Source organism: Halomonas saccharevitans (assembly GCF_032333995.1).
GTDB classification, from domain to species: domain Bacteria; phylum Pseudomonadota; class Gammaproteobacteria; order Pseudomonadales; family Halomonadaceae; genus Halomonas; species Halomonas saccharevitans.
This window is the reverse complement of sequence record NZ_JAVXUR010000001.1, coordinates 839,695-861,274: the sequence shown is the minus strand read 5'-3', so window position 1 is coordinate 861,274 and position 21,580 is coordinate 839,695. Positions and strand designations below refer to the sequence as shown.

General features: G+C 68.3%; 21 protein-coding genes. 10 read left to right on the top strand and 11 right to left on the bottom strand.

Annotated features, from left to right (window positions below; all coding sequences use genetic code 11):
* Window positions 1-38 precede the first annotated feature (38 nt).
* The 3 genes from RSO68_RS03985 to RSO68_RS03975 all read left to right on the top strand — a co-directional run bounded on the left by RSO68_RS03985 (window position 39) and on the right by RSO68_RS03975 (window position 3,920).
* Window positions 39-1,160 carry a putative 2-aminoethylphosphonate ABC transporter ATP-binding protein gene (locus RSO68_RS03985; RefSeq protein WP_138179944.1) on the top strand — a complete coding sequence of 374 codons (1,122 nt, stop codon included), beginning with the start codon at window positions 39-41 and terminating at the stop codon, window positions 1,158-1,160.
* Complete coding sequence (locus tag RSO68_RS03980; RefSeq protein ID WP_315585532.1) at window positions 1,157-2,848, top strand: putative 2-aminoethylphosphonate ABC transporter permease subunit; 1,692 nt, start codon at window positions 1,157-1,159, stop codon at window positions 2,846-2,848. The genes RSO68_RS03985 and RSO68_RS03980 overlap by 4 nt, the downstream gene beginning before the upstream one ends.
* A gap of 175 nt (window positions 2,849-3,023) precedes the next feature.
* Window positions 3,024-3,920, top strand: coding sequence for an EamA family transporter (locus tag RSO68_RS03975; RefSeq protein ID WP_315585531.1), 897 nt, complete (start codon window positions 3,024-3,026; stop codon window positions 3,918-3,920).
* Between the two features lie 71 nt (window positions 3,921-3,991).
* Here the strand turns inward: RSO68_RS03975 and RSO68_RS03970 are convergent, their stop codons facing one another.
* On the bottom strand, window positions 3,992-4,564 hold the full coding sequence (locus tag RSO68_RS03970; RefSeq protein WP_138179936.1) for an HD domain-containing protein: 573 nt from the start codon (window positions 4,562-4,564) through the stop codon (window positions 3,992-3,994).
* Window positions 4,561-5,709: a 2-trimethylaminoethylphosphonate dioxygenase gene (gene tmpA / locus RSO68_RS03965; protein WP_315585530.1), complete on the bottom strand. Its 1,149-nt coding sequence runs from the start codon at window positions 5,707-5,709 to the stop codon at window positions 4,561-4,563. Before tmpA ends, RSO68_RS03970 begins: the two co-directional genes overlap by 4 nt.
* A gap of 105 nt (window positions 5,710-5,814) precedes the next feature.
* Between tmpA and RSO68_RS03960 the strand changes: the two genes are divergently transcribed.
* Window positions 5,815-6,702: a LysR family transcriptional regulator gene (locus tag RSO68_RS03960; RefSeq protein WP_315585529.1), complete on the top strand. Its 888-nt coding sequence runs from the start codon at window positions 5,815-5,817 to the stop codon at window positions 6,700-6,702.
* Window positions 6,703-6,708: 6 nt separating this feature from the next.
* On the opposite strand, the gene RSO68_RS03955 is transcribed toward RSO68_RS03960, so the two are convergent.
* The 3 genes from RSO68_RS03955 to RSO68_RS03945 all read right to left on the bottom strand — a co-directional run bounded on the left by RSO68_RS03955 (window position 6,709) and on the right by RSO68_RS03945 (window position 8,801).
* Complete coding sequence (locus RSO68_RS03955; RefSeq protein WP_315585528.1) at window positions 6,709-7,296, bottom strand: HD domain-containing protein; 588 nt, start codon at window positions 7,294-7,296, stop codon at window positions 6,709-6,711.
* Window positions 7,297-8,430: a TauD/TfdA family dioxygenase gene (locus tag RSO68_RS03950; protein WP_315585527.1), complete on the bottom strand. Its 1,134-nt coding sequence runs from the start codon at window positions 8,428-8,430 to the stop codon at window positions 7,297-7,299.
* Between the two features lie 164 nt (window positions 8,431-8,594).
* On the bottom strand, window positions 8,595-8,801 hold the full coding sequence (locus tag RSO68_RS03945; RefSeq protein WP_315585526.1) for a hypothetical protein: 207 nt from the start codon (window positions 8,799-8,801) through the stop codon (window positions 8,595-8,597).
* A gap of 473 nt (window positions 8,802-9,274) precedes the next feature.
* Here RSO68_RS03945 and RSO68_RS03940 point away from each other — a divergent pair, with 473 nt between their 5' ends.
* Window positions 9,275-10,393, top strand: a complete 1,119-nt coding sequence (locus RSO68_RS03940) for an alkene reductase (RefSeq protein WP_315585525.1) — start codon at window positions 9,275-9,277, stop codon at window positions 10,391-10,393.
* A gap of 83 nt (window positions 10,394-10,476) precedes the next feature.
* Here RSO68_RS03940 and ccoG read toward each other — a convergent pair whose 3' ends face one another.
* Window positions 10,477-11,916, bottom strand: coding sequence for a cytochrome c oxidase accessory protein CcoG (gene ccoG / locus RSO68_RS03935; RefSeq protein ID WP_315585524.1), 1,440 nt, complete (start codon window positions 11,914-11,916; stop codon window positions 10,477-10,479).
* Between the two features lie 231 nt (window positions 11,917-12,147).
* On the opposite strand from ccoG, the gene mapR reads away from it, so the two are divergent.
* Window positions 12,148-13,557 (top strand): GntR family transcriptional regulator MpaR, encoded by a 1,410-nt coding sequence (gene mapR / locus RSO68_RS03930; RefSeq protein WP_315585523.1) that lies wholly within the window; start codon window positions 12,148-12,150, stop codon window positions 13,555-13,557.
* A gap of 166 nt (window positions 13,558-13,723) precedes the next feature.
* On the opposite strand, the gene RSO68_RS03925 is transcribed toward mapR, so the two are convergent.
* The 3 genes from RSO68_RS03925 to RSO68_RS03915 all read right to left on the bottom strand — a co-directional run bounded on the left by RSO68_RS03925 (window position 13,724) and on the right by RSO68_RS03915 (window position 15,238).
* Window positions 13,724-14,011, bottom strand: coding sequence for a hypothetical protein (locus RSO68_RS03925; protein ID WP_315585522.1), 288 nt, complete (start codon window positions 14,009-14,011; stop codon window positions 13,724-13,726).
* A 127-nt stretch (window positions 14,012-14,138) separates the two neighbouring features.
* Complete coding sequence (gene uraH, locus RSO68_RS03920) at window positions 14,139-14,552, bottom strand: hydroxyisourate hydrolase (RefSeq protein ID WP_089850916.1); 414 nt, start codon at window positions 14,550-14,552, stop codon at window positions 14,139-14,141.
* A gap of 176 nt (window positions 14,553-14,728) precedes the next feature.
* Window positions 14,729-15,238 carry a GlcG/HbpS family heme-binding protein gene (locus tag RSO68_RS03915; RefSeq protein WP_315585521.1) on the bottom strand — a complete coding sequence of 170 codons (510 nt, stop codon included), beginning with the start codon at window positions 15,236-15,238 and terminating at the stop codon, window positions 14,729-14,731.
* Window positions 15,239-15,373: 135 nt separating this feature from the next.
* Between RSO68_RS03915 and RSO68_RS03910 the strand changes: the two genes are divergently transcribed.
* Window positions 15,374-16,045 (top strand): heavy metal response regulator transcription factor, encoded by a 672-nt coding sequence (locus tag RSO68_RS03910; protein WP_089850920.1) that lies wholly within the window; start codon window positions 15,374-15,376, stop codon window positions 16,043-16,045.
* Entirely contained in the window at window positions 16,045-17,454 is a 1,410-nt protein-coding gene (locus RSO68_RS03905; protein ID WP_315585520.1) for a heavy metal sensor histidine kinase, read from the top strand. The genes RSO68_RS03910 and RSO68_RS03905 overlap by 1 nt, the downstream gene beginning before the upstream one ends.
* Here the strand turns inward: RSO68_RS03905 and RSO68_RS03900 are convergent.
* Together RSO68_RS03900 and RSO68_RS03895 are read right to left on the bottom strand one after the other, a co-directional pair.
* Window positions 17,405-17,896 carry a universal stress protein gene (locus tag RSO68_RS03900; protein ID WP_315585519.1) on the bottom strand — a complete coding sequence of 164 codons (492 nt, stop codon included), beginning with the start codon at window positions 17,894-17,896 and terminating at the stop codon, window positions 17,405-17,407. The two genes, RSO68_RS03905 and RSO68_RS03900, sit on opposite strands and share 50 nt — an antisense overlap.
* A gap of 111 nt (window positions 17,897-18,007) precedes the next feature.
* Entirely contained in the window at window positions 18,008-18,913 is a 906-nt protein-coding gene (locus RSO68_RS03895) for a LysR family transcriptional regulator (RefSeq protein ID WP_315585518.1), read from the bottom strand.
* A gap of 215 nt (window positions 18,914-19,128) precedes the next feature.
* On the opposite strand from RSO68_RS03895, the gene RSO68_RS03890 reads away from it, so the two are divergent.
* Both RSO68_RS03890 and hisD read left to right on the top strand, forming a co-directional pair.
* Entirely contained in the window at window positions 19,129-20,142 is a 1,014-nt protein-coding gene (locus RSO68_RS03890) for a D-cysteine desulfhydrase (protein WP_315585517.1), read from the top strand.
* 112 nt (window positions 20,143-20,254) lie between these two features.
* Complete coding sequence (gene hisD / locus RSO68_RS03885; RefSeq protein ID WP_315585516.1) at window positions 20,255-21,571, top strand: histidinol dehydrogenase; 1,317 nt, start codon at window positions 20,255-20,257, stop codon at window positions 21,569-21,571.
* Window positions 21,572-21,580 lie beyond the last annotated feature (9 nt).

The following is a 21,580-nucleotide window of genomic DNA, read 5'->3' as shown; positions in this document are numbered from 1 at the left end:
GCCTCGGCGCAGCGCGTCGGGGCTTGGAGTCCTCCTGCATGACCACCCTGACCGTTCCCCAGACCGATTCGGTGCACGCCGCCGTCGCCGATGCCGGCATTCACCTCGAGATCGCCGGCCTGACCAAGCGCTACGGGCAGTTCACGGCCCTGCGCGATATCGATCTCGCCATCCGCGAGGGCGAGTTCGTCTGCTTCCTGGGGCCCTCGGGCTGCGGCAAGACCACCCTGCTGCGCGCCATCGCCGGCCTGGCGCCCCAGAGCGCGGGACGCATCGTCCAGTGCGGCCGTGACATCTCGCGGCTGCCGCCCCAGGCCCGGGACTTCGGCATCGTCTTCCAGTCCTACGCGCTCTTTCCCAATCTCACCGTCTTCGACAACGTGGCCTACGGGCTGCGCAACCGTCGCGACGAGCGCCATCTGATGCGTCAGCGGGTCGCCGAGTTGCTGGCCCTGGTGGACCTGACCGGCAGCGAGGGCAAGTACCCGGCGGCGCTCTCCGGCGGCCAGCAGCAGCGCGTGGCGCTGGCCCGCGCGCTGGCCACCGAGCCGGGCCTGCTGCTGCTCGACGAGCCGCTGTCGGCCCTGGATGCCCGAGTGCGCGTGCACCTGCGCAGCCAGATCAAGGCGCTGCAGGCGCGCCTGGGGGTGACCACCATCATGGTGACCCACGACCAGGAGGAGGCCCTGGCCATGGCCGATCGCATCGTGGTGATGAATCACGGCGTGATCGAGCAGGTGGGCACGCCGGCCGAGATCTACCGCCACCCCGCCAGCGCCTTCGTGGCCGAGTTCATCGGCAGCATGAACTTCCTCGACTGTCGCCCCGAGGGCGGTCACGGCCTGCGCCTCGGTGAGCAGCGCCTGGACTGCGCGGCTCACCACTGCGCCGACGAGGAGCGGGTGCGTCTGGCCATTCGCCCCGAGGCGGTGCAGCTGTGCGCGCAGGACGAGGGGCTCTCGGCCCGGGTCGACCACGTCGAGTTCCTGGGCGCCTTCCTGCGGGTCAGCCTGACCCTCGAGGCGAGCGGGCAGGCGCTGACCGCGGACGTCGCCGTGCGCGACGGCGAGCGCCTGGGGCTCGAGCAGGGCATGACCCTCGGCGCTCGCCTGCCGGCCGAGGCGATGCGCCTCTTTCCCAGCGAGGAGGCCCGGGCATGATCGCAGGTGCCTCCATCTGGCCCGAGCGGTTCTCCGGCGAGGCTCTGATCCGGCTGCTGGCGCTGCTGCTGGCGCTGGGCCTGCTGGTGGTGGGGCTGCTCTTTCCCCTGGCCGCCATGCTGGTCAAGAGCGTGCAGGATCGCGCCGGCGACTTCATCGGCCTGGCCAACTTCGCCCGCTACGTGCAGACCCCGGCCCTGGCCGGCTCCATCGTCAACTCGCTGACGGTGGCCCTGACCAGCACCGTGATCGTGGTCGGCCTGGCCTTCCTCTGCGCCTACGGCATCACCCGCACCTGCATGCCGGGCAAGCGGCTGTTTCGCATGCTGGCCACCCTGCCGATCCTCGCGCCCTCGCTGCTGCCGGCCATCAGCCTCGTCTACCTGTTCGGCAACCAGGGCTGGTTCCGGGAGGCGCTGATGGGGGAGAGCATCTACGGTCCCATCGGCATCGTCATGGGCATGTGCTTCTGGATCTTCCCCCATGCGCTGATGATCCTGGTGACGGCGCTGGCCAACAGCGACGCGCGCCTCTATGAGGCCGCGGAAGCGCTCGGCACGCCGAAGTGGCGCAGCTTTCTCACCATCACCCTGCCGGGCGCCCGCTACGGGCTGATCTCCTGCGCCTTCGTGGTCTTCACCATGGCGATCACCGATTTCGGGGTGCCCAAGATCATCGGCGGGCAGTTCAGCGTGCTGGCCACCGACGTCTATCGCCAGGTGGTGGGGCAGCAGAACTTCCAGATGGGTGCGGTGGTCAGCGTGATCCTGCTGGCGCCGGCGCTGGTCTCCTTCGTGGTGGACCGCTGGATCCAGCGTCGCCAGGTCGCCCAGCTCTCGGCCCGGGCGGTGCCCTGGCAGCCGAGCCCGAGCCCCCTGCGGGACTGGACCTTCGCCGCGATCTGCTACGGCGTGGCGGCGATCATCCTGACGGTGATCGGCACCGCCATCTACGCCTCCCTGGTGCAGTTCTGGCCCTACGACCTGGCGCTGACCCTCGAGCACTACGCCTTCGAAGCGCTGGCCGGCGGCGGCTGGGCCGCCTGGTTCAACTCCCTGACGCTCGCCTTCTCGGTGGCGTCGATCGGCACCCTGGTGATCTTCTTCAACGCCTGGCTGATTGAGAAGAGCGACGGCTACCGCGCGCTGCGCCAAGGGCTGCACTTCATGGCCATGCTGCCCATGGCGGTGCCGGGCATGGTGCTGGGCCTGGCCTACATCTTCTTCTTCAACCAGGCCGACAACCCGCTGAACTGGATCTACGGCACCCTGATCATCCTGGTGCTCAACACCCTGGTGCACTTCTATACCGTCTGCCACCTCACCTCGGTGACCGCGCTCAAGCAGCTCGACCCCGAGTTCGAGGCGGTGGGGGCGTCGCTCAAGGTGCCGTTCTGGACCACCTTCCGTCGCGTGACCCTGCCGGTCTCGCTGCCGGCGGTGCTGGATATCTCGGTCTACCTGTTCGTCAACGCCATGACCACGGTCTCGGCGGTGGTCTTCCTCTACACCAGCGATACGCGCCTGGCCTCCGTGGCGGTGATGCACCTCGACGAGGCCGGCTACTTCGCCAGCGCGGCAGCGATGGCGGTGCTGATCTTCTTCACCTCGCTGGCGGTCAAGCTGGCCCATGCGGCGATCAGCCATCTGCTGCTGACCCGCGCCCAGCGCTGGCGCCACGCGAGCTAGGCCCCCCTCGGCGGCCATCGCCGCCCTCGATGCTGCCCTGGCCCTTGGCCGGGGCAGCCCCCTCTTGCAAGGAGAGTGTCATGCGACCCTGTTGGTTGCCCGGGGCCCTGGCGGCCCTTTCACGCGTTATGAAACAACGGGCCGCGGCGGCGGGCCAGCTTGGCCCTTGCGCGTCATGAGTCCCCTGGCGCTGGGGCTCGTGCTGCTGTCGGTCTGCCTGCATGCCGGCTGGAACCTGATGGGCAAGGGGCGGGCGCCGTCGCTGGCCTTCTTCGTGCTGTCAATGGGCGCCGGGGCGCTGGCGCTGGCGCCGCTGCTGTGGCTGGGGCCGTCGCCGGCCGCGCTGCCGCCGGCGTTCTGGGGCTGGCTCGTCGCCTCCGGGCTCTGCCAGATGCTCTACCTGGGCGGCCTGGCCTGGGCCTATGCCCGCGGCGAGATCAGCGTGCTCTATCCTATCGCCCGCGCCCTGCCGGTGGTGCTGGTGCCCCTGGTGTCGGTGGTCGTGCTGGGCAGTCGCGCCCTGACGCCCCTCGATCTTGCCGGCATGGGGCTGATCGTGATCGGCGCGCTCTGCCTGCCCCTGACGAGCCCGCGGGCGCTGCGGCCCTCGACCTACCTGACCCCGGCGTTCGGCTTCGCCCTGCTGGCGGCGGTGGCCACCGCCGGCTACTCGCTGATCGACAACCGGGCCCTGGCGCTGATGATGGCGAGCGGCTACACCAGTCTCGCCGCCGGCAGTCACTTCATGGTGCTCCAGGCGCTGATGACTCTGGCCTGGGGCCTGCCCGCGGTGCTGCTGCTGCCCGTCGAGCGGTGCCGCCTCGCCGCGCTCTGGGACGGAGAGCGATCTGCAATGGCGCTGACCGGGATCATGATGCTCACCACCTACGGCTTGGTGCTGGTGGCGATGGCCCTCACCGAGGAGGTGAGCCTGGTCGTCGCCATGCGCCAGCTGTCGATCCCGCTCGGCGTGGTGCTCGGGGTGTGGTGGCTGCGCGAGCGCGCGGCACCGGCCAAGTGGCTCGGTACCGCGCTGATGCTCGCTGGGCTGTGGGTGGTGGCGCTGCCCTGAGGCGAAGAGGAGGAGGGTGATGGGGGCGGCGGCGTCCGGTGGGACGCCGCCGTGTACCGGCCCGGCAGCGATCAGCTCGCCCGGTGGGCCTCGATCAGGCGCCGCACCCGGGGGGCGAAGTGGGCGAACTCCGGCGTCTGGCGGCCGGCTTCCTTGCCGGCATCGTCCAGCAGGCGCACCTTGAGGATCGCCTCCAGGTGGGGGTGCTGGGCGAAACGCTCCGCCTCATCGGCCGCCATGGGGCCCCCCTGCAGGCGCAGGGAGTGCTGAGAGGCCCGGGACAGGGTGTCGGCATAGGCCGGGTCGACCGCACAGAGGTAGCGCTTGGCTGCCACGTGCTCGCGAATGCAGGCGACCACCGCCGGCGGCAGGTGCGCCTCGACCAGGGCGGCGCCGGTGCTCTCGTGGCAGCGATCCTCGGTGTCGGTCAGGGCGAAGGTGCCGCGATCCCCGGCGAAGTGGCCGATGTCGTGGAGCAGGGCGCCGACGATGATCTCGTCGCTCGCGCCCTGCTGCTCGGCCAGCCAGGCCCCCTGCAGCATGTGTTCGGCCATGGTGACCGCCTCGCCCAGGTAGCTCTTGGCGCCCTGCTCGGCGAAGAGGGTGGCGAGGGTCTCGACGACGGTATCCGGCGTGTGGGTCATGCGTCGGCTCCTTCGATGGCGGTTTCCAGGCAGGCGAGGGTGGAGAGCAGGCCGTCGCGGTCGGCGTAGCAGCCCTGCAGCCAGCGCGACCCCTCGCCCGAGTAGCCGGTGCGCGCGTGCAGCACCCGGGTGTTGTCGACCAGGAAGGCCTCGCCGGGGGACAGCTTGAAGGTCACGCCGAGCTCCGGGGACTCGAGCAGCTCGCCGAGGCGGCGATAGGCGGCGTAGTAGGCGGCCATGTCGTCGAAGGGGATGTCGGTGAAGGGCGCTGCGGAGCGGTTGTTGAAGCGAATGCCGATCAGCTCGCCGTCCGGGGCCAGCTCGATCATCGGGCGCCGGGCCTGCAGGCAGACGTCGCCGAGGCCGCGATACTCGAAGCGGGCGCAGTAGCCGGCCAGCAGTTCGAAGCCGCGGGGATCCTCCTCGCGCAGGCGCTGGGCGGCGCGGAAGCCGTCCACCACCCGGTTGTCGCCGCCGGCCGCGGAGTTCTCCAGGCAGTAGAGCAGCTGCAGGGTCGGCGCCGGATCCCGGTAGGGGTTATCGGTGTGGGCCGGCAGGCCGAGGCCGGTGAAGGCCAGGTTGGTCGGGGCGATCTCGCTGCGCACCTCGAAGTAGCGGCCGTAGTTGGTCTCTCGGGTGAAGCCGAACTGGGCCACCACGTCGAGCAGGGCGCCATCCTCGATCGGGCCGCCCGTGAGCTTGCCGATGCCGTAGCGACGAATGTCGGCGAGCCACCGGCGCTTGGTGTCGTCGTCGTTGCTCAGGGCCGTGATATCGGCGCAGGGCAGGCGCTCGGCCAGCGAAGCGTCCCAGGTCTCTGCGTGCGCGTCGAGCCAGCCGCGCTGGGCGGGCGGTTCGCGATCATAGGCGTGCTGCCAGAGCCAGGCGGCGTCATAGGTGAACTCCCGCCCCTCCGGGGCCATGGCCACGATCAGGCGCCCGCCCTCGACCCGCGCCTCGGTCAGCCGCAGGGTGGCGGGGATGTCGGCGAGGCTGATCAGGCGCTGGCCGTTGTCGGGGGAGCGGGTGGCGGCGTCCTGGGCGTTGTCGCGCAGCCAGACGCCATGAAAGCGGCGTTGCGCGCCCTGCTGGAAGGTCAGCAGTACGGCCTGGCCGTGGTCGATCAGTTCGGCGGTCTCGAGCATGAGGCTCTCCATGACACAGTGTGATGGATGGATGCCTGGCCATTTGACGTCGCCAGTGGCATAACGACAATCAACGGTTTTTGGGGTGAGAGGTGCAAATTTCTTATGGCTGAATCCACCGCCCTGCTGCCCTCGCTGGAGTGGGTCCGGGTCTTCGAATCGGCAGCGCGGCTGGGCAGTTTCACCGCTGCGGCCCGGGAGCTGGGGCTGACCCAGGCCGCCGTCAGCCAGCGCATCCGCCACCTGGAAGAGCGGCTGGGGGTGTCGCTGTTCGAGCGCCAGGCGCGGGGAGTGACCCTGTCGCTGCAGGGCGAGGCCTGGCTGCCCCACGTGCAGCAGGCGCTCGAGCGGCTCACCCACAGCGCCGACAGCCTCTTCGCGGCGCCTCGCACCCGCCTGAGCCTGATGGCCTCGGTCTCGCTGATCGAGCTCTGGATCGTGCCGCGCCTGGCCGCGCTGCAGGTCGAGCTGCCCAGGCGACAGCTGGTTCTCTCCACCATGCATCGCTGGCCGGACTACGCCCAGGCGGAGGCCGACCTGGACATTCGCTTCGGGAAGGGCGACTGGCCGGAGCGGGTCAGCCATCGGCTGTTCGGCGAGGTGCTCGCGCCCATGGCAACACCGGCGCTGCTGGCCGGCGTCAAGGACTGGCGGGGCCTGCCGCGCATCGCCGTGGCCGGGCCACGGCTGGGCTGGCGGGAGTGGGATCAGCGAGTGGAGGCGGGCCCCGGCCCCATGCCGGTGGTGCGCCTGGATAGCCTGGCGCAGGCCCTGCGCGCCGCCGAGGCCGGCGCCGGGGTGCTGCTGGGCTCGCTGCCCCTCTGCCGGGCGGCGCTGCAGGCCGGGCGGCTTCAATGCGCAAGCCCCGAGACGCTGCCCATGGCCGAGGGCTACTGGCTGACCCGGCGCAGCGACCGCCCCGCCGGGCCCGAGTTCGAGCGCGTGCTGGCGGCCCTGCGCCCCGCGGAAGACCTCGCCGATGGCGGACGCTGAGACCCCTTACGGCTCCAGCGGATGCTCCTCGCCGATCACCGCCGGGTCGAAGGGCGTGCGCGAAAAGACGCGGCGCAGCATCGGCTCGAAGTGCTCGAGGGGCGGGGTGGGGTAGTCCGGGTCGAAGGAGGCCTGGTCGTAGCGCTCGCAGAAGTCGACGCAGCTCTGATAGCAGGGGTGGTCTCGATAGCGGTCGCGCTCGTTCGGGTCCATGCCGAAGTGGTGGGCGAAGTAGTAGGTCTGGAAGAGACCGTGGTGATGGACCACCCAGGTCACCTCGCCGCGTACGTATGGGCGGATGATCGAGGCGGCCAGCTGGGAGTGGTTGTAGGGCGCCAGATCATCGCCCAGGTCGTGCAGCAGGGCGCCGACGATCATGTCCTCATCGGCGCCGTCGGCCTCGGCCCGGGCGGCCGACTGCAGCGAGTGCTCCAGCCGCGTGACCCGGTAGCCGCTCAGGCTGTGCTCGAGCTGGCGCAGGGCATCCAGCAGGCGGTCCACCAGCCCCGCGTTGAACTGTTCCTCCAGGCCCTCGAGGAAGAGGTACTCTTCCCGGGTGCCGTCCTTCATCTGACGGAATGCGACCTGTTCCATTCAGGCGACCTCCTCGATCGAATCATGATGTTTCACTAGGCTCGCGAAGCGTTCGCGCGGGCCGTCTGTGTCCAGGTAGCAGCCCTGCAGGTGGCGGCGCCCCTCGCTGCTGTCATAGCTGGTGCGCCCGTGCAGCACCCGGCTGTTATCGAACAGCATCAGCTCGCCGGCATTGAGGGCGAAGCGACGCTCGTAGGTCGGGTCCGCGAGCAGCTCGCCGAGCCGCCGCCGGGCGGCGTGGAAGAGCCGAGTCTCGGCATCGGAGAGCAGCGGCAGGGCGTCGAGCCGCGGGCTGTAATGCACGCCGGTCGGGTGGCCGTCGTCGTCGGTCTGGATCATGGTGCGGTGGGTGACGAGTTCGGTGCCGGCATCGACGAAGCGAAAGCGCACCGGCGTGGTCTTGAGCAGCGCATAGCCCTCGGGGGACTCGTGGCGCAGCCGCTCGAGCACCTTGAGGCTGTCGGCCAGGGTCGAGAGCCCGCCTTGGGTCTCGTTGACCAGGCAGTGCAGCAGCTGGATGCCCGGCACCGGGTTTCGGTACGGGTTGTCGGTGTGCGGGCCGAGCGCCACGCTGCGATAGGCCAGGTCGTTGCCGCTCGGCCGCGAGTAGACCTCGAAGTAGCGGCCGAAGTTGGTCTCCTTGACGTAGCCGAAGTGACTGCCGACCTCGAGGATACGCTCGGGGTCGGTGGGCACGTTATAGAGCACCAGGTGACCATAGCGCAGATAGGCATCCAGCGAGGCGCGAAAGTAGCCGGGCTCCGCGAGCACCCTCTGCCAGTCGAAGCGCACGCGATCCGCGTCCAGTCGGGCATCCCAGGGCTCGGCCGCGGGGAAGCTCGCCGCGTCATCGAGCTCGGCGGCCAGCACGCGAAGATCGTAGGTCTCGCGATGGCCGTCGCTGAAGGCCAGCGCCGCGTGGTGATCGTCGACCCGGGCGACCTCGGTCAGCGTCAGGTCGGTGTCGATGGCGTGGGAATCGAACAGGCGCTGCTGGGTCATCGGCTCCAGCTGGTCGGGCAATTGAGTGCGCTCGCGCAGCCATAGCGGGCTGATCTCACGGGAGGCATCGCCGTTCTCGAGGCGCACCGAGGGCGGCTGCTCGTGAAGGACGAACGCGGGTCGGGTGGGCATGAAGGGCATCCTCGTGTGGCTTGGTCATCACGCTAACGATCGCCGGCATGGTGACTGGCGCGCCGCTGCACGAGTAGGGCCGTTGGCTTATCGCCTGGCATGCATTTTTCTTATGTCCTTCACTCGAGCCCATCGTCCAACCCCTTCGCCCAGCCCCTTCGCCGTCATCGAGGATCGCGCCGATCATGGTGATTCTGTGGCCGCGCCCGTGACGCGCCTCGTGATGTGCGCTGCGCCTCGAGGATGGCGTCGTTGCGCAGTTCCGGGCGCACGATGTCGTCTTCGGCGAGCAGAGCGGCCAACGAGTGGCGGCGAGTGACGGCGGCCGAGGCGTGAGTGGTGGTGCGAGCGATAGTGGTGCGGTAGGTCATGATCGTCTCCGTTTCCCCTGGGGTTCGCTGGAAAGGGTGGTTCGGCAAGCGCCGACCCAGGGGAGAGGAGTCGCACGCCGCTTTAGCTGCATTTCTATGCCGCCCGCAAGTTGGTGCTTAAATCGGCGGCGGCCCGAGGGCCAGACAACAAAAAACCCGCTTTGCGTGTGCTAAAGCGGGCCTCTGGCAGCGCTTTAGCGGCATTTGTAGAGCGCCCGCAAGCTGGAATTCAAATCGGCGCTGTCTGGATCATAGGCTTCGTCGCGCCCGGATGTAAAGCCTTGCCTCGGCCCCGGGTCTGCCCGCCGGCGAGGCCCGTGCATCGCCGGCACGGTGCCGCCTCGCGCCTTGATTAACGCGTTCATCATTAGCGGGGGTAGCCAGCGCTCGAGCGTTACTAGTAAACTGGTCTAATCAGTTCGGATGCAAGGCGCCGAGCCCAGTTTCACACCTATCGAAGAGGACGTTACCGCATGGCGAACCAGACCCTGCTGACACCGACCCGCCTGGGCAGCCTGACGCTGCCCAACCGCATCCTGATGGCGCCGCTGACCCGGGCCCGCACGCCCGACAGCGTGCCGGGCAAGCTGCAGCAGGCCTACTACGGCCAGCGTGCCGGCGCGGGGCTGATCATCAGCGAGGCGACCAATATCTCGCCCACCGCGAGGGGCTACGTCTATACCCCCGGCATCTGGACCGACGAGCAGGAAGCCGGCTGGAAGGACGTGGTGGAGGCCGTGCACGCCAAGGGCGGACGCATGGCCCTGCAGCTGTGGCACGTCGGCCGCGTCTCCCACGAGATGGTGCAGCCGGACGGCCAGGCGCCGGTGGCGCCGAGCGCCCTGAAGGGCGAGGGGGCCCAGTGCTTCGTCGAGTTCGAGGACGGCAGCGCCGGTCGTCACGAGACCAGCACCCCGCGCGCGCTTGCGACCGACGAAATCCCCGGTATCGTCGACGACTATCGCCAGGCGGCGATTCGCGCCAAGCGGGCAGGCTTCGACATGGTCGAGGTGCACGCGGCCAACGCCTACCTGCTCAACCAGTTCCTGGCCACCGGCACCAACCAGCGCACCGATCGGTACGGCGGCTCGCTGGAGAACCGCGCCCGCTTCCCGCTGGAGGTGGTCGATGCGGTGGCCGAGGTGTTCGGGCCCGCGCGCACCGGCATCCGCCTGACGCCCTTCATCGAGATCTTCGGCCTGACCGACGATGAGCCGGAGGAGATGGCCTTCTACCTGATGGAGCAGCTGTCTCGTCGCGGCCTCGCCTATGTACACGTCAACGAGCCGGACTGGGCCGGTGGCGATATCCGGTTCAGCGATGAGTTCCGTCGCGCTCTGCGTGAGCGCTTCTCCGGCAGCCTGATCTTCTGCGGCCACTACGACGCCGAGCGCGCCCAGCGGATCATCGACGACGGGATCGCCGATGCGGTGGCCATCGGGCGTTCCTACATCGCCAACCCGGATCTGGTCGAGCGCTTCCGCGTCGGCGCCGCGCTCAACGAGCCGAACCCCGATACCTTCTATGGCGGCGACGAGACGGGCTACACCGACTATCCGTTCCTGGATAACGGTTTCGATCGGCACGCCTGATTGCGACACCTTGCGATGTTCCATGCTTTGCTGTTTTTGCCCCCTCGATGAGGGGGCTTTTTTTGGAGTGTCTTGCGGCGCCCTCAGCGCGGGGCGGCCGGCCCCAGGAAACGCGTCTCGCGCTCGATCGCAAGCGCCCCGTCGCCGGCGGCGACGATCCTCAGCGTGACGGGGTGGCTCGGCCGGGTCAGGGCCTCGCGCTCGGCCTGAAGCGCGACCCGCCAGCGCTGGGTGCTGTTCGCTCCCACTTCCATGACGTCGGGGCCGATCAAGGCGAGCGCCGGGAGCCCGCTCGCGTCTAGGCGAAAGCGATGCGCCCGGTCGTCCTGATTGCGCAGGGTCAGGGTGTAGTGGTTGACGACGCGCCCTTCCGCGACCTGGGTGAAGAGCCGCTGGCGATCCCGTTCGATCTCGAACTGCAGGGGCGTGCGATCGACCATGAACGCCACCATCAGGCCGATCATCACGGCAAGCCCAATGGCGTAGCCCACTAGCTGGGGGCGCAGAATCCGCGAGGGCTGGCCGGCCAGGGCCCGCTCGGTGGTGTAGCGCACCAGGCCGCGCGGCTTGCCGATGCGTTCCATGACGTCGTCGCAGGCATCGATGCAGGCGGCGCAGCCGATGCACTCGTACTGCAGGCCGTCGCGGATGTCGATGCCGGTGGGGCACACCTGGACGCACAGCTCGCAGTCGATGCAGTCGCCCGCCGGCGCGGCCTGGCCCGCGGCCTTGTGCTGGCGGTCGCGGCGCGGCTCGCCGCGGGCGGCATCGTAGGAGACGATCAGCGTGTTGGCGTCGAACATCGCCGACTGGAAGCGGGCGTAGGGGCACATGTGCAGACACACCTGCTCGCGCAGCCAGCCCGCGTTGAGGTAGGTGAAGAGCGTGAAGAAACCGATCCAGAACAGCGCCCAGGGGCCGACGTCGAGGCTCGCCAGGTCGACGACCAGCTCGCGGATCGGCGTGAAGTAGCCGACGAAGGTCAGGCCGGTGACAAAGGCGATGGAAAGCCAGGCGCCATGCTTGGCGGCCTTGCGCCACAGCACATCGAGGCGTCGAGGCGAGCGGTCGCGACGCATGCGCCGGTGCCGCGGGCCCTCGAGCCGATGCTCGAACCAGATGAACAGGAAGGTCCAGACGCTCTGCGGGCAGGCATAGCCGCACCAGACGCGTCCGGCGAGCACGGTGATCAGGAAGAGGCCGAAGGCGCAGACGATCAGCAGCCAGGCCAGCAGGATGAAGTCCTGGGGATAGAAGGTGGCGCTGAAGAGGTGGAACTCGCGGCTCGGCAGGTCGAACCAGACCAGGGGGCGATCGCCGAAGCGGAGCCAGGGCGCCCCGACGTAGAGCGCCATCAGCACCCAGTTCGCGCGGCGTCGCAGGCGCTGGAAGACTCCCTTTATCTCGCGGACGTAGAGGCGCGAGCGCGTGGCGGGCCTCGCCGGCGGCGGGGTGCCGGCGGGCTCGTGGTGACCGACCCCGGCCTCGGCCGCCAGGTCGTGAAGGGGAATGCGTTGCGTCATATCGGTATCCAGGGAAAGGGCAGGCGGGCAACACCCGCACTATGCGTGCCGTGTGCTTGGCATAACAGGCTCAGTTGGCAAGCAAAAAGCCATATCAGATGCTCCCTGCACCCTCTGCTGAGGCGCTTGCTGCTGTGCTGTGGTTTCTCTCCCCGGCCGAGCCTGTTTTCGCCGCGAGCGCCTCGGGTGGGGTATGCTGACGCTCCCCCCGACTCGCCGGATGCGGAGCCGATGAAGCGCTACGAGCAGTTTGCCGACAGGATTGCGACGCTCATTCGCCAGGGCGTGCTGGCGCCCGGCGAGCGCATCCCCTCGGTGCGCCAGGCCAGTCAGCGCCACGGCATCAGCCCGTCAACCGTGTTCCAGGCCTACTACCTGCTGGAGAACCGCGGGCTCATCACGGCGCGGGCCCGTTCGGGCTATTTCGTGCGCGCACATGCCCGGCGCCTGATGGAGGAGCCCAGGGTCTGTGTGCAGCGGGCGGATCCCGCCGAGGTGGAGGTCAGTGAACTGGTCTTCTCGGTGCTCGAGTCGCTCCAGGACACCAGTACGGTGCCCTTCGGCTCGGCCTTTCCGAGCCCCGAGCTCTTCCCCCTGTCGCGCCTGGCGAGCAGCATGGCGCGGGGGTTGCGCGGGCTGTCGCCCGACGCGGTGATTGCCGACATGACCGCCGGTCATCCCGACCTGCGCCGCCAGATCGCCCTGCGCTACACGCTCGGCGGCATGCAGCTGCCCCTGGAGGAGCTGGTGATCACCAACGGCGCCATGGAGGCGCTGAACCTGGGCCTGCAGTGCGTCACTCAGCCGGGCGATCTGGTGGCCATCGAGGCGCCGGCCTTCTACGCGAGCCTCCAGGTGCTGGAGCGGCTCGAACTGAAGGCGGTGGAGATACCGGTGCATCCGCGTGAGGGCATCGACCTCGATATCCTCGAGGAACGCCTGGCGACCCTGCCCATCAAGGCCTGCTGGTTCATGAGCCACCTGCAGAACCCCCAGGGCGCCAGCCTCAGCGATGCGCGCAAGCGTCGCCTCTACGCCCTGTTGAAGCGCCATCGGCTGCCCATGCTCGAGGATGATGCCTACGCCGAGCTGTACTTCGGCAGCACGCCGCCGACGCCCGTGAAGTGGCTCGACGACGAGGGACTGGTGATGCACTGCGGTTCGTTTTCGAAGTGCCTGGCGCCCGGTTATCGGGTCGGCTGGGTGGCGGGAGGGCGCTTCGCCGGGGCGATTTCGCGGCTCAAGTTGATGACGACCATCTCCCCGTCGATCCCCGCCCAGGCGGCCATCGCGGATTACCTGCTGCGCGGCGGCTTTGACCGCCACCTGCGCACGCTGCGCCATGCCCTGGAAGCGCAGCAGGCCGCCATGCTGGCCTCCGCCGACCGGCACTTTCCCGCCGGCACCCGGATCACCCGGCCCGAGGGCGGCTACTTCCTGTGGGTCGAGTTTCCGGAACACATCGACTCGCTGCGCCTGTTCCGCATGGCCCTGGACCAGGGCGTCAGCCTGGCTCCTGGCCCCATCTTCTCGGCTACCCAGGGCTTTCGCCACTGCGCCCGCCTCAGCTATGGCCACCCGTGGACGGCGCGCAGCGAGCGGGCCATGGAGACACTGGGGCGGCTGCTCGCCTCGTTCTGATCCGGTGCATCCCCACCCACACAGATCAACGTGTCGCCCAGATTGGTGTGCCCCCGACGCAACGATGCCAGTCGGCTTTCGCCGACTGGCATCTTCGCTATCGCCTCATCCCACACCAGGGCCGAGTGCCGCTTCGGCTAGCCCTTCGTGTGGCAGGCGGAGTGTCTTAGCTGCCCGTCGCCTCGCGGGCCGGATACAGACCGCTGGGCATCAGGGCCAGATCGCGTGTGGCGTTCTGGCTCTGCTGCAGGCGCTGACGCGCCTCCATCATGGCCGTGGAGTCGCCGAGCATGCCGCCGGCGAAGACCTCCAGGTCGGTCATGTCCATCGGCGCGGCGTAGGAGATCGTCGCCTCGTTCAGGCCAAGGGCACGCTCGGTGGCCGGGTCGGCCTGGGCCGTTCCGGCGAGCATGACAGTGGCCAGCATCAGACCTGCAAGTGACTTGGAAAGCATGGTAAACCTCCGGCAATAGCGATATTGAAACGATGTTGAAGCTTAGATGAACGGTCTTACGTGAGCGGGCTTGAATGAACTCACTGGCGTGAATCGACGCTGACGAGCCGATCCACGCCGGCGGTTATCAGTTGCCGCGGTAGGTGGAGTAGCCGTACGGGCTGAGCAGCAGCGGCACGTGGTAGTGCTGCTCTGTGTTCTCGACCTGGAAGGGCACCGGGATCTCCGGGAAGAAGGTGGCGGTGTCGTGCTCGGCGAACCACTCGCCGGTCTCGAAGGTCACGCGGTAAACGCCGGCTTCGAAGGCTTCGTCTTCGGGATACAGGGCGTTGATGCGGCCGGCCTCGTCAGTGGTCGCGGTGGCCATGGATTCCCAGCCCGCGTCGGTGCGACGCTCGAGTTCGACCTCGACGCCCGGCGACGGCTGACCGTTCTGGATGTTGAGCACGTGCACGCTCAGCGGGTTGTCGGCGGCCATGGCGGTGGCGGCGGCGCTGCTGAGGGCGATACCGGCGGCGACGGAAGTGAGGATCTTTTTCATGGATGACTCCTGTTGGCGTATTGTCGACGGCGCTGTCGGCGCGTCCGTCGTGGGTCTATCGGAACGTGTGTCGAGGGTCTGTCGACCCGAGGCTTTCGGGTGCTGCAAATTCGGGTGCTGCAAATTCGGGTGCTGCAAATTCGGGTGCTGCAAATTCGGATGTTGCCAAAACGGGCTTACTGGCCGGCGTTGGCCTGGGGCAGCACGTCCTCGATGGCGCTGATGGCGCAGCCTTCGTCGATGGCGGAGCCGCCAGCGCCGGCAACGCCCAGGGCGCCGATCACTTCACCGTCGATGGTCACCGGTACGCCGCCGCCGAGCAGCAGCAGCTCGTCCAGGGTGTTCAGGTTGGCCGACTCGGGATCGTCGCGAGCGATCTTGGAAAGCGCCCGGCTGCTGGTGCCGGTAGAGAGCGAGGTGAAGGCCTTGCGCTGGGCGGCCACGGTGTTGTGCGGGCCGATGTTGTCGTCGCGCTGCAGGGCCACCAGGTTGCCGCCGCGATCGACGGCCGCCACCACGGCGGTGCGTCCGTCGGCGTTGCAGGCCTCGAGCGTGGAGTCGACCAGGCGATTGGCCAGCTCCAGCGACATGTTCTGCTGCGTGAGGCCTGCACCGGTGTCGGCGAGGACACTGCCGGCCAGCAGGGCGGCGCCGAGCAGCGGCAGTCGAGCCAGTCGTGATGTCATGAGAACCTCCTGATGAATTGACGAGGCCATCGTGACACGCTGGCCTCGTCAATCACCTGACGGCAGGATTACAGCTTTGTAATGGGCAAGGGGGGCGGCTCCGGCTACTCTGTGCCGATTTCGCGGAGGGGCAGCATGCGTATCCTGGTGGTAGAGGATGAACAGAAGACCGCCGACTACCTGTGCAAGGGGCTCGGGGAGTCGGGATATCGTGTCGAGGTGGCGCGCGACGGCTTCGACGCCCAGCACCTGTTCACGGAAGTAGAGTTCGATCTGATCATCCTCGACGTGATGCTGCCGGGCCTGGACGGCTGGCAGCTGCTGCAGCTGATCCGTCGTCGCAGCCAGGTGCCGGTGCTCTTTCTGACCGCGCGCGACGCGGTGGAGTATCGCGTCAAGGGGCTCGAGCTCGGGGCCGACGACTACCTGGTCAAGCCGTTCTCCTTCGTCGAGCTGCTGGCGCGGGTGCGCACCCTGCTGCGCCGCGGCCCGCCCCGTGAGACCGAGCACTTCCGCGTGGCCGACCTGGAGATGGACGTGCTGCGCCGCCGGGTGACCCGCCAGGGCGAGCGCATCGCGCTCACCAACAAGGAGTTCGCGCTGCTGGAGCTGTTCCTCGATCGCGAGGGGGAGGTGCTGTCGCGCACCTACATCGCCTCGAGGGTCTGGCAGATGAACTTCGACAGCGATACCAACGTGGTGGAGGTGGCCGTGCGCCGGCTGCGCGCCAAGGTCGACGATCCCTACACGCCCAAGCTGATTCACACCGAGCGCGGCATGGGCTACGTGCTGGAGGATCGTTCCTGATGCCGGTGCTCAACTCCCTGGCGGCGCGCCTGGCGCTGCTGTTTGCCCTGGTCAGCGTGGTGCTGCTGGGCAGCGTCGGCGCCTATCTGTATCACTCGCTGAATCGGGAAATCGCCTGGCGCGACGACCAGATGCTGCGCGGTCGCCTGGAACGCATGGAGGCGCTGCTCGACGACGGCGAGAGCGTTGCCGCTCTGCGCGAGCGCCCTCAGCTCTACGCCAACATGCTCGGCAACCGCGACAGCCTGCTGTGGATCCTCGACGCTCGGGGCGAGGTGCTGATCGAGGTGAACCCGGGCCAGCTGCCGGTGCCCGATCTGCCGGAAAGCGACGGTGTGCGCCTCGACGGCGTGTCCGGTGCGATCCCGGCACGCCTGGCCTGGCAGACGCTCGAGAAAGACGGGCGGGCGCTGACGCTGGTGGCCGGCAAGCTGCTCGGCGAGCGCCAGCAGATGCTGGCGGCCTACCGGCTGCGGCTGTGGCTGGTGCTGGTCGCCGGGGCGCTGCTGGCCTTCCTGCTGGGATGGGGGGTGAGTCGGCGTGGGCTGCGACCGCTGCGCCGCCTGGCCGAGCAGGCCAACCGCATCGACGTGCGCCATCTGGATCGGCGCCTCAACGATGAGGGTGAGACCCAGGAGATCGGCGCGCTGAGCCTCGGATTGAACCAGATGCTCGATCGTCTGGAGGAGGGCTTCATGCAGCTCGCCCGCTACTCCGCGGACATGGCCCACGAGATGCGCACGCCGCTGACCAACCTGCTGGGGCAGACGCAGCACACCCTGCGACGTGAGCGCAGCGCCGAGGAGTACCGGCAGGTGCTGGAGTCGAATATCGAGGAGTACGAGCGGCTGTCACGCATGATCGACAGCATGCTGCTGCTGGCGCGTACCGAGAATCCGTCGAGGGATACGCCCCGCGAGGCGGTCGACCTGGGCCTGCTGGTCGAGCAGCTCTGCGAGTATTTCGAGGGCATGGCGGAAGACGACGAGCGCGAGCTTATTCATCGTGCCAGCGGCTGCGTGGTGGCTAACTGTGAGCTGCTGCGCCGGGCGCTGGCCAACCTGCTGGCAAACGCCCTGCGCCACGGCCGCAGCGGCACGCCGATCTGCGTCAGCACCGCAGTCACGGCGGAGAGGGTAGCGCTGCGCGTGCAGAACCAGGGTGACGTCATCGCGCCCGATGACCTGTCGCGGGTGTTCGAGCGGTTCTATCGCTGTGATCCCGCGCGCACCGGTTCGGTGGATTCCGGCGGTTTGGGGCTTGCCATCGTGCGCTCGATCGCCCAGTGGCACGGCGGCGAAGTGGACGTCGAGAGCAGCGCCGAGCACGGCACCGTCTTCACCCTGTCGCTGCCGCGGATCAGTCCCGACGCGGCGGCACCACGACCACCGGCACGTGGGAGCGCTTGATCACGCCCTTGGTGATCTTGCCCGCATAGGTGGCCGAGAAGCTGCGCTTGTTGGCCGCCATCACGATCATGTCGCTGCCACGGCGATGGGCGAAGTCGGTGATCACGATGGCGGGATAGCCCTCCAGCACGGTGCGCGGCATTTCGCGCGCGCCGAAGGCCTCCTTGAGCTCGGGGTGGCCGGCCCAGAAGGTCTCGATCTTCGTCTCGAGCACTTCACCGGCCTCCTTGAGACGCTGCGCCCGCAGGGTCTCGAGGATCTGCCGATCCGGGATGTTGACCCTGAGCGTGTTGACGACGTCATCGGACAGCGACCTGACCGCGTGGAGCACCTCAAGCTCGGCTCCGGTGGCTACCGCCAGCCCTACCGCCTGCGCCAGCACCGGATTGCAGTCGATCTTCAGCCCCACACAGCACAGGACGCGACGGATACCATGGCTCATGATGCCTCCTTGGGCGGCGCGTCACCCAGTGGCGGCGCCGCGTGCTCATTGATGGTCAGTACTCACTAGCTTATCGCACTCGGCCCATGGCGCCGAGCCTTCCCGCCGCGCTCATATCGTCGGTGGCCGATCGTGCATCAGCTGCCACAGTGTCTCCAGCGAGGCGGCTTCGACGTCGGGCTGGCGATAACAGGCCACGACCAGCTTGGGGCCGCCCAGCATGTCCCGCAGCGAGACCAGCCGGCCCGCCATCAGGTCCTCCTCGATCAGGCCGTGGGGCAGCCAGCCGATCCCCAGGCCCGCCAGGGCCAGCTCGCGAATGCCGATCGTGAACGAGGTCTCGCAGACCAGCTCGGTATCGAAGCGGCGCTGGAGGTCGAGCAGGTAGGGGCTGGCCAGCACTCCCCCCAGAAAGCTGTCCGCTTCGTAGCCGATCAGCGGCAGATGCGCCTTGCCGTCGAGGTCGAACAGGGGGTGGCCATGCGGGCCGGCGGCGCAGACGGGGATCAACTGCTCCACGCCCAGCGGGACGCGCTCGATCTCCTCGCGATCAAGGAACAGCGGCGCGCCCTCGAGCTCGCTGCACAGCAGCAGGTCGGCCTCGCCGCGCTGGAACTGGCGAATGCAGTCGCTGCGATCCGAGGATCTGACCTGCAGGCGCGCCTCCGGTGCCTGCTGACGGAAATGGCGCAGCAGTCGCGGCAGGTAGCTCACGGTGAGGGTGTGCTGGGTGGTCAGGATCGCCCTCGGGCCGTGCAGGGCATCCGCCCGAATGCGGCTGCGCATGGCGTAGAGGCGCGCCAGCCAGTCGCGCATCGAGGGTTCGTAGGCCCGCGCATGGGGCGTGAGGGCGAGACGCGTCGAGTGGCGATCGATCAGCTCGACCCCCAGCCACTCCTCCAGCTGGCGGATGCGCCGCGAGAAGGCCGGCTGGGTGACGTGTCGCATCTCCGCGGCCTGGGAAAAGGTGCCCGCCTCGATCAGCGCAAGAAAATCTTCAATCCACTCGATCTTCATCACAATCTTCCAGGGATCAATGCCAGTTCAGTGGTATCTGTGGTGTATGCAAAAAAGTAACCGTTCACGAGCATCTTGGCATTGGTCCGCATCGGCGTGCAGGTATTAGTTTTAGGGCAGACCGGTCGGCGGTGAACCAGGGTTCGCCGGCCCGTTGACCGTCTCATTTCGAGAGCACGCTTATGCCACAACAAATTACTCGCCTGGAGGCTCGTATGCATCTTTCCCGCTTTCCCCGTGTTCGGCTCGGCCACATGCCGACGCCCCTTGAGCCGATGGACAACCTGAGCCGTCTGCTGGGCGGGCCGCGCCTGTGGGTCAAGCGCGACGACTGCACGGGGCTCTCCACCGGCGGCAACAAGACACGCAAGCTCGAGTTCCTGATGGCCGATGCGCTGGAGAAGGGCGCCGACACCATCATCACTCAGGGCGCGACCCAGTCCAACCACGCCCGCCAGACCGTGGCGGCCGCCTGCAAGCTGGGCCTCGAGTGCCATATCCTGCTCGAGGACCGCACCGGCAGCCACGACCCGGCCTACAACTACAACGGCAACGTCTTCCTCGACCAGCTGCACGGCGCCAGCGTCGAGAAGCGTCCCGGCGGCGCCGACATGCCGGCCGAGATGGAGACCCTGGCGGAGAAGCTGAAGGGTGAGGGCAAGACCCCCTACATCATTCCCGGCGGCGGCTCCAACGAGATCGGCGCCCTGGGCTACGTCAATGCCGCCCTGGAGCTTCTGGCCCAGGCCAACGAGATGGGGCTGCAGATCGATCACCTGGTGCATGCCACCGGCAGCGCCGGCACCCAGGCAGGCCTCGTCACGGGCCTCGCCGCCTGCAACTCCGGCATCCCGGTGCTCGGCGTGGGCGTGCGTGCGCCCCAGGACAAGCAGGAGGCCAACGTCTTCGCCCTGGCCCAGAAGACCGAGACCAAGCTCGGACTCTCCGGCGTGGTGTCCCGCGAGGACGTCGTGGCCAACTGCGACTACGTCGGCGACGGCTACGGCATCCCCACCGAGAGCATGGTCGAGGCCGTCACCCTGATGGCTCGCCACGAGGGCATCCTGCTCGACCCGGTCTACTCCGGCAAAGGCATGGCGGGCCTGATCGACCTGATCCGCAAGGGCCATTTCAAGGAAGGCGAGAACGTGGTGTTCCTGCACACCGGCGGCAGCGTGGCCCTGTTTGGCTACCCGGATGCCTTCGGTTTTCCCGACTACCAGGCGTGATGGCCGCCCCCGGCCTTTCACCGGCCGCGAGGGGGCCTGAGCGTCGTCCCCGGGGCGCGCCCCGGGGGATTCATCAGAGATTTGAGCCGTTAGCGCCATTGCGGAGAACACAATGACAATTCGACATCTCAAGACGGCGGAGGGCGCCGAGGGCGTCGCCGCCGAGGATCAGCGGGTCACCACCGCGGTGCGCCAGATGCTCGACGACATTCGCGAGCGTGGCGAGCCGGCCGTGCGCGAGTACGCCGAGAAGTTCGACGGCTGGACCGACGATTTCGTCCTCAGCGACGAGAAGCGCCAGCGCCTCATCGACGGGGTGCCGCAGACGGTCAAGGACGATATCGACTTCGCCCATCGCCAGATTCGTCGCTTCGCCGAGGCGCAGCGCGACAGCCTGACCTCCTTCGAAATCGAGACCGAGCCCGGCGTACTGCTCGGCCAGCGGATCCTGCCGGTCGACTGCGCCGGCTGCTACATCCCCGGCGGCCGCTATGCCCATGCCGCCTCGGCACTGATGAGCGTGGCGACGGCCAAGGCGGCCGGCGTGCCACACGTGGTGGCCTGTTCACCGCCCCGCGGCGATAGCATCGACCCGGCGGTGGTCTACGCCCTGCACGTGGCCGGCGCCGACATGATCCTCGAGATGGGCGGCGTTCACGCCATGGCGAGCATGGCCTTCGGCCTGTTCGGCGGGCGCGAGGCCGACATCCTGGTCGGCCCGGGCAACGCCTATGTGGCCGAGGCCAAGCGCCTGCTGTTCGGCCAGGTCGGTATCGATGTCTTCGCCGGCCCGACCGAATCGGCGGTGATCGCCGACGACTCGGCCGACCCGATGACCATTGCCGTCGACCTGGCCTCCCAGGCCGAGCACGGCACCAACTCGCCGGTTTGGCTGTTCACCACCAGCGAGGCCGTGGGGCAGAGGGTCATCGAGCTGGTGCCCCAGGTCGCCGACGACATGCCCAATGCCGACGTGATCCATGCCGCCTGGCGCGATCATGGCGAGGTGATCCTGGGCGATACCCGCGAGGAGGTCGTCGAGGTCAGCGATCGCTACGCCTGCGAGCACCTGCAGGTGCTGTGCGAGGATCTCGACTGGTGGAAGGAGCACCTCGGCAACTACGGCTCGCTGTTCCTCGGCGAGGGCAGCACCGTGACCCACGGTGACAAGTGCTCGGGCACCAACCACATCCTGCCGACCAAGCGCGCCGGTCGCTACAGCGGCGGTCTGAATGTGCACAAGTTCATGAAGGTGCTGACCACCCAGCAGCTCAGCGAGGAGGCCAACCGCACCTTCAGCGCGGTGGGCTCGCGCATCTCTCGCGGCGAGGGGATGGAAGGGCATGCCCGCGCCTGCGACTGGCGCCTGACCAAGTACTTCCCCGACGAGCAGTGGGATTTCCCCGTCCATCACCAGCAGCGTTATTGAGGCAGGTTC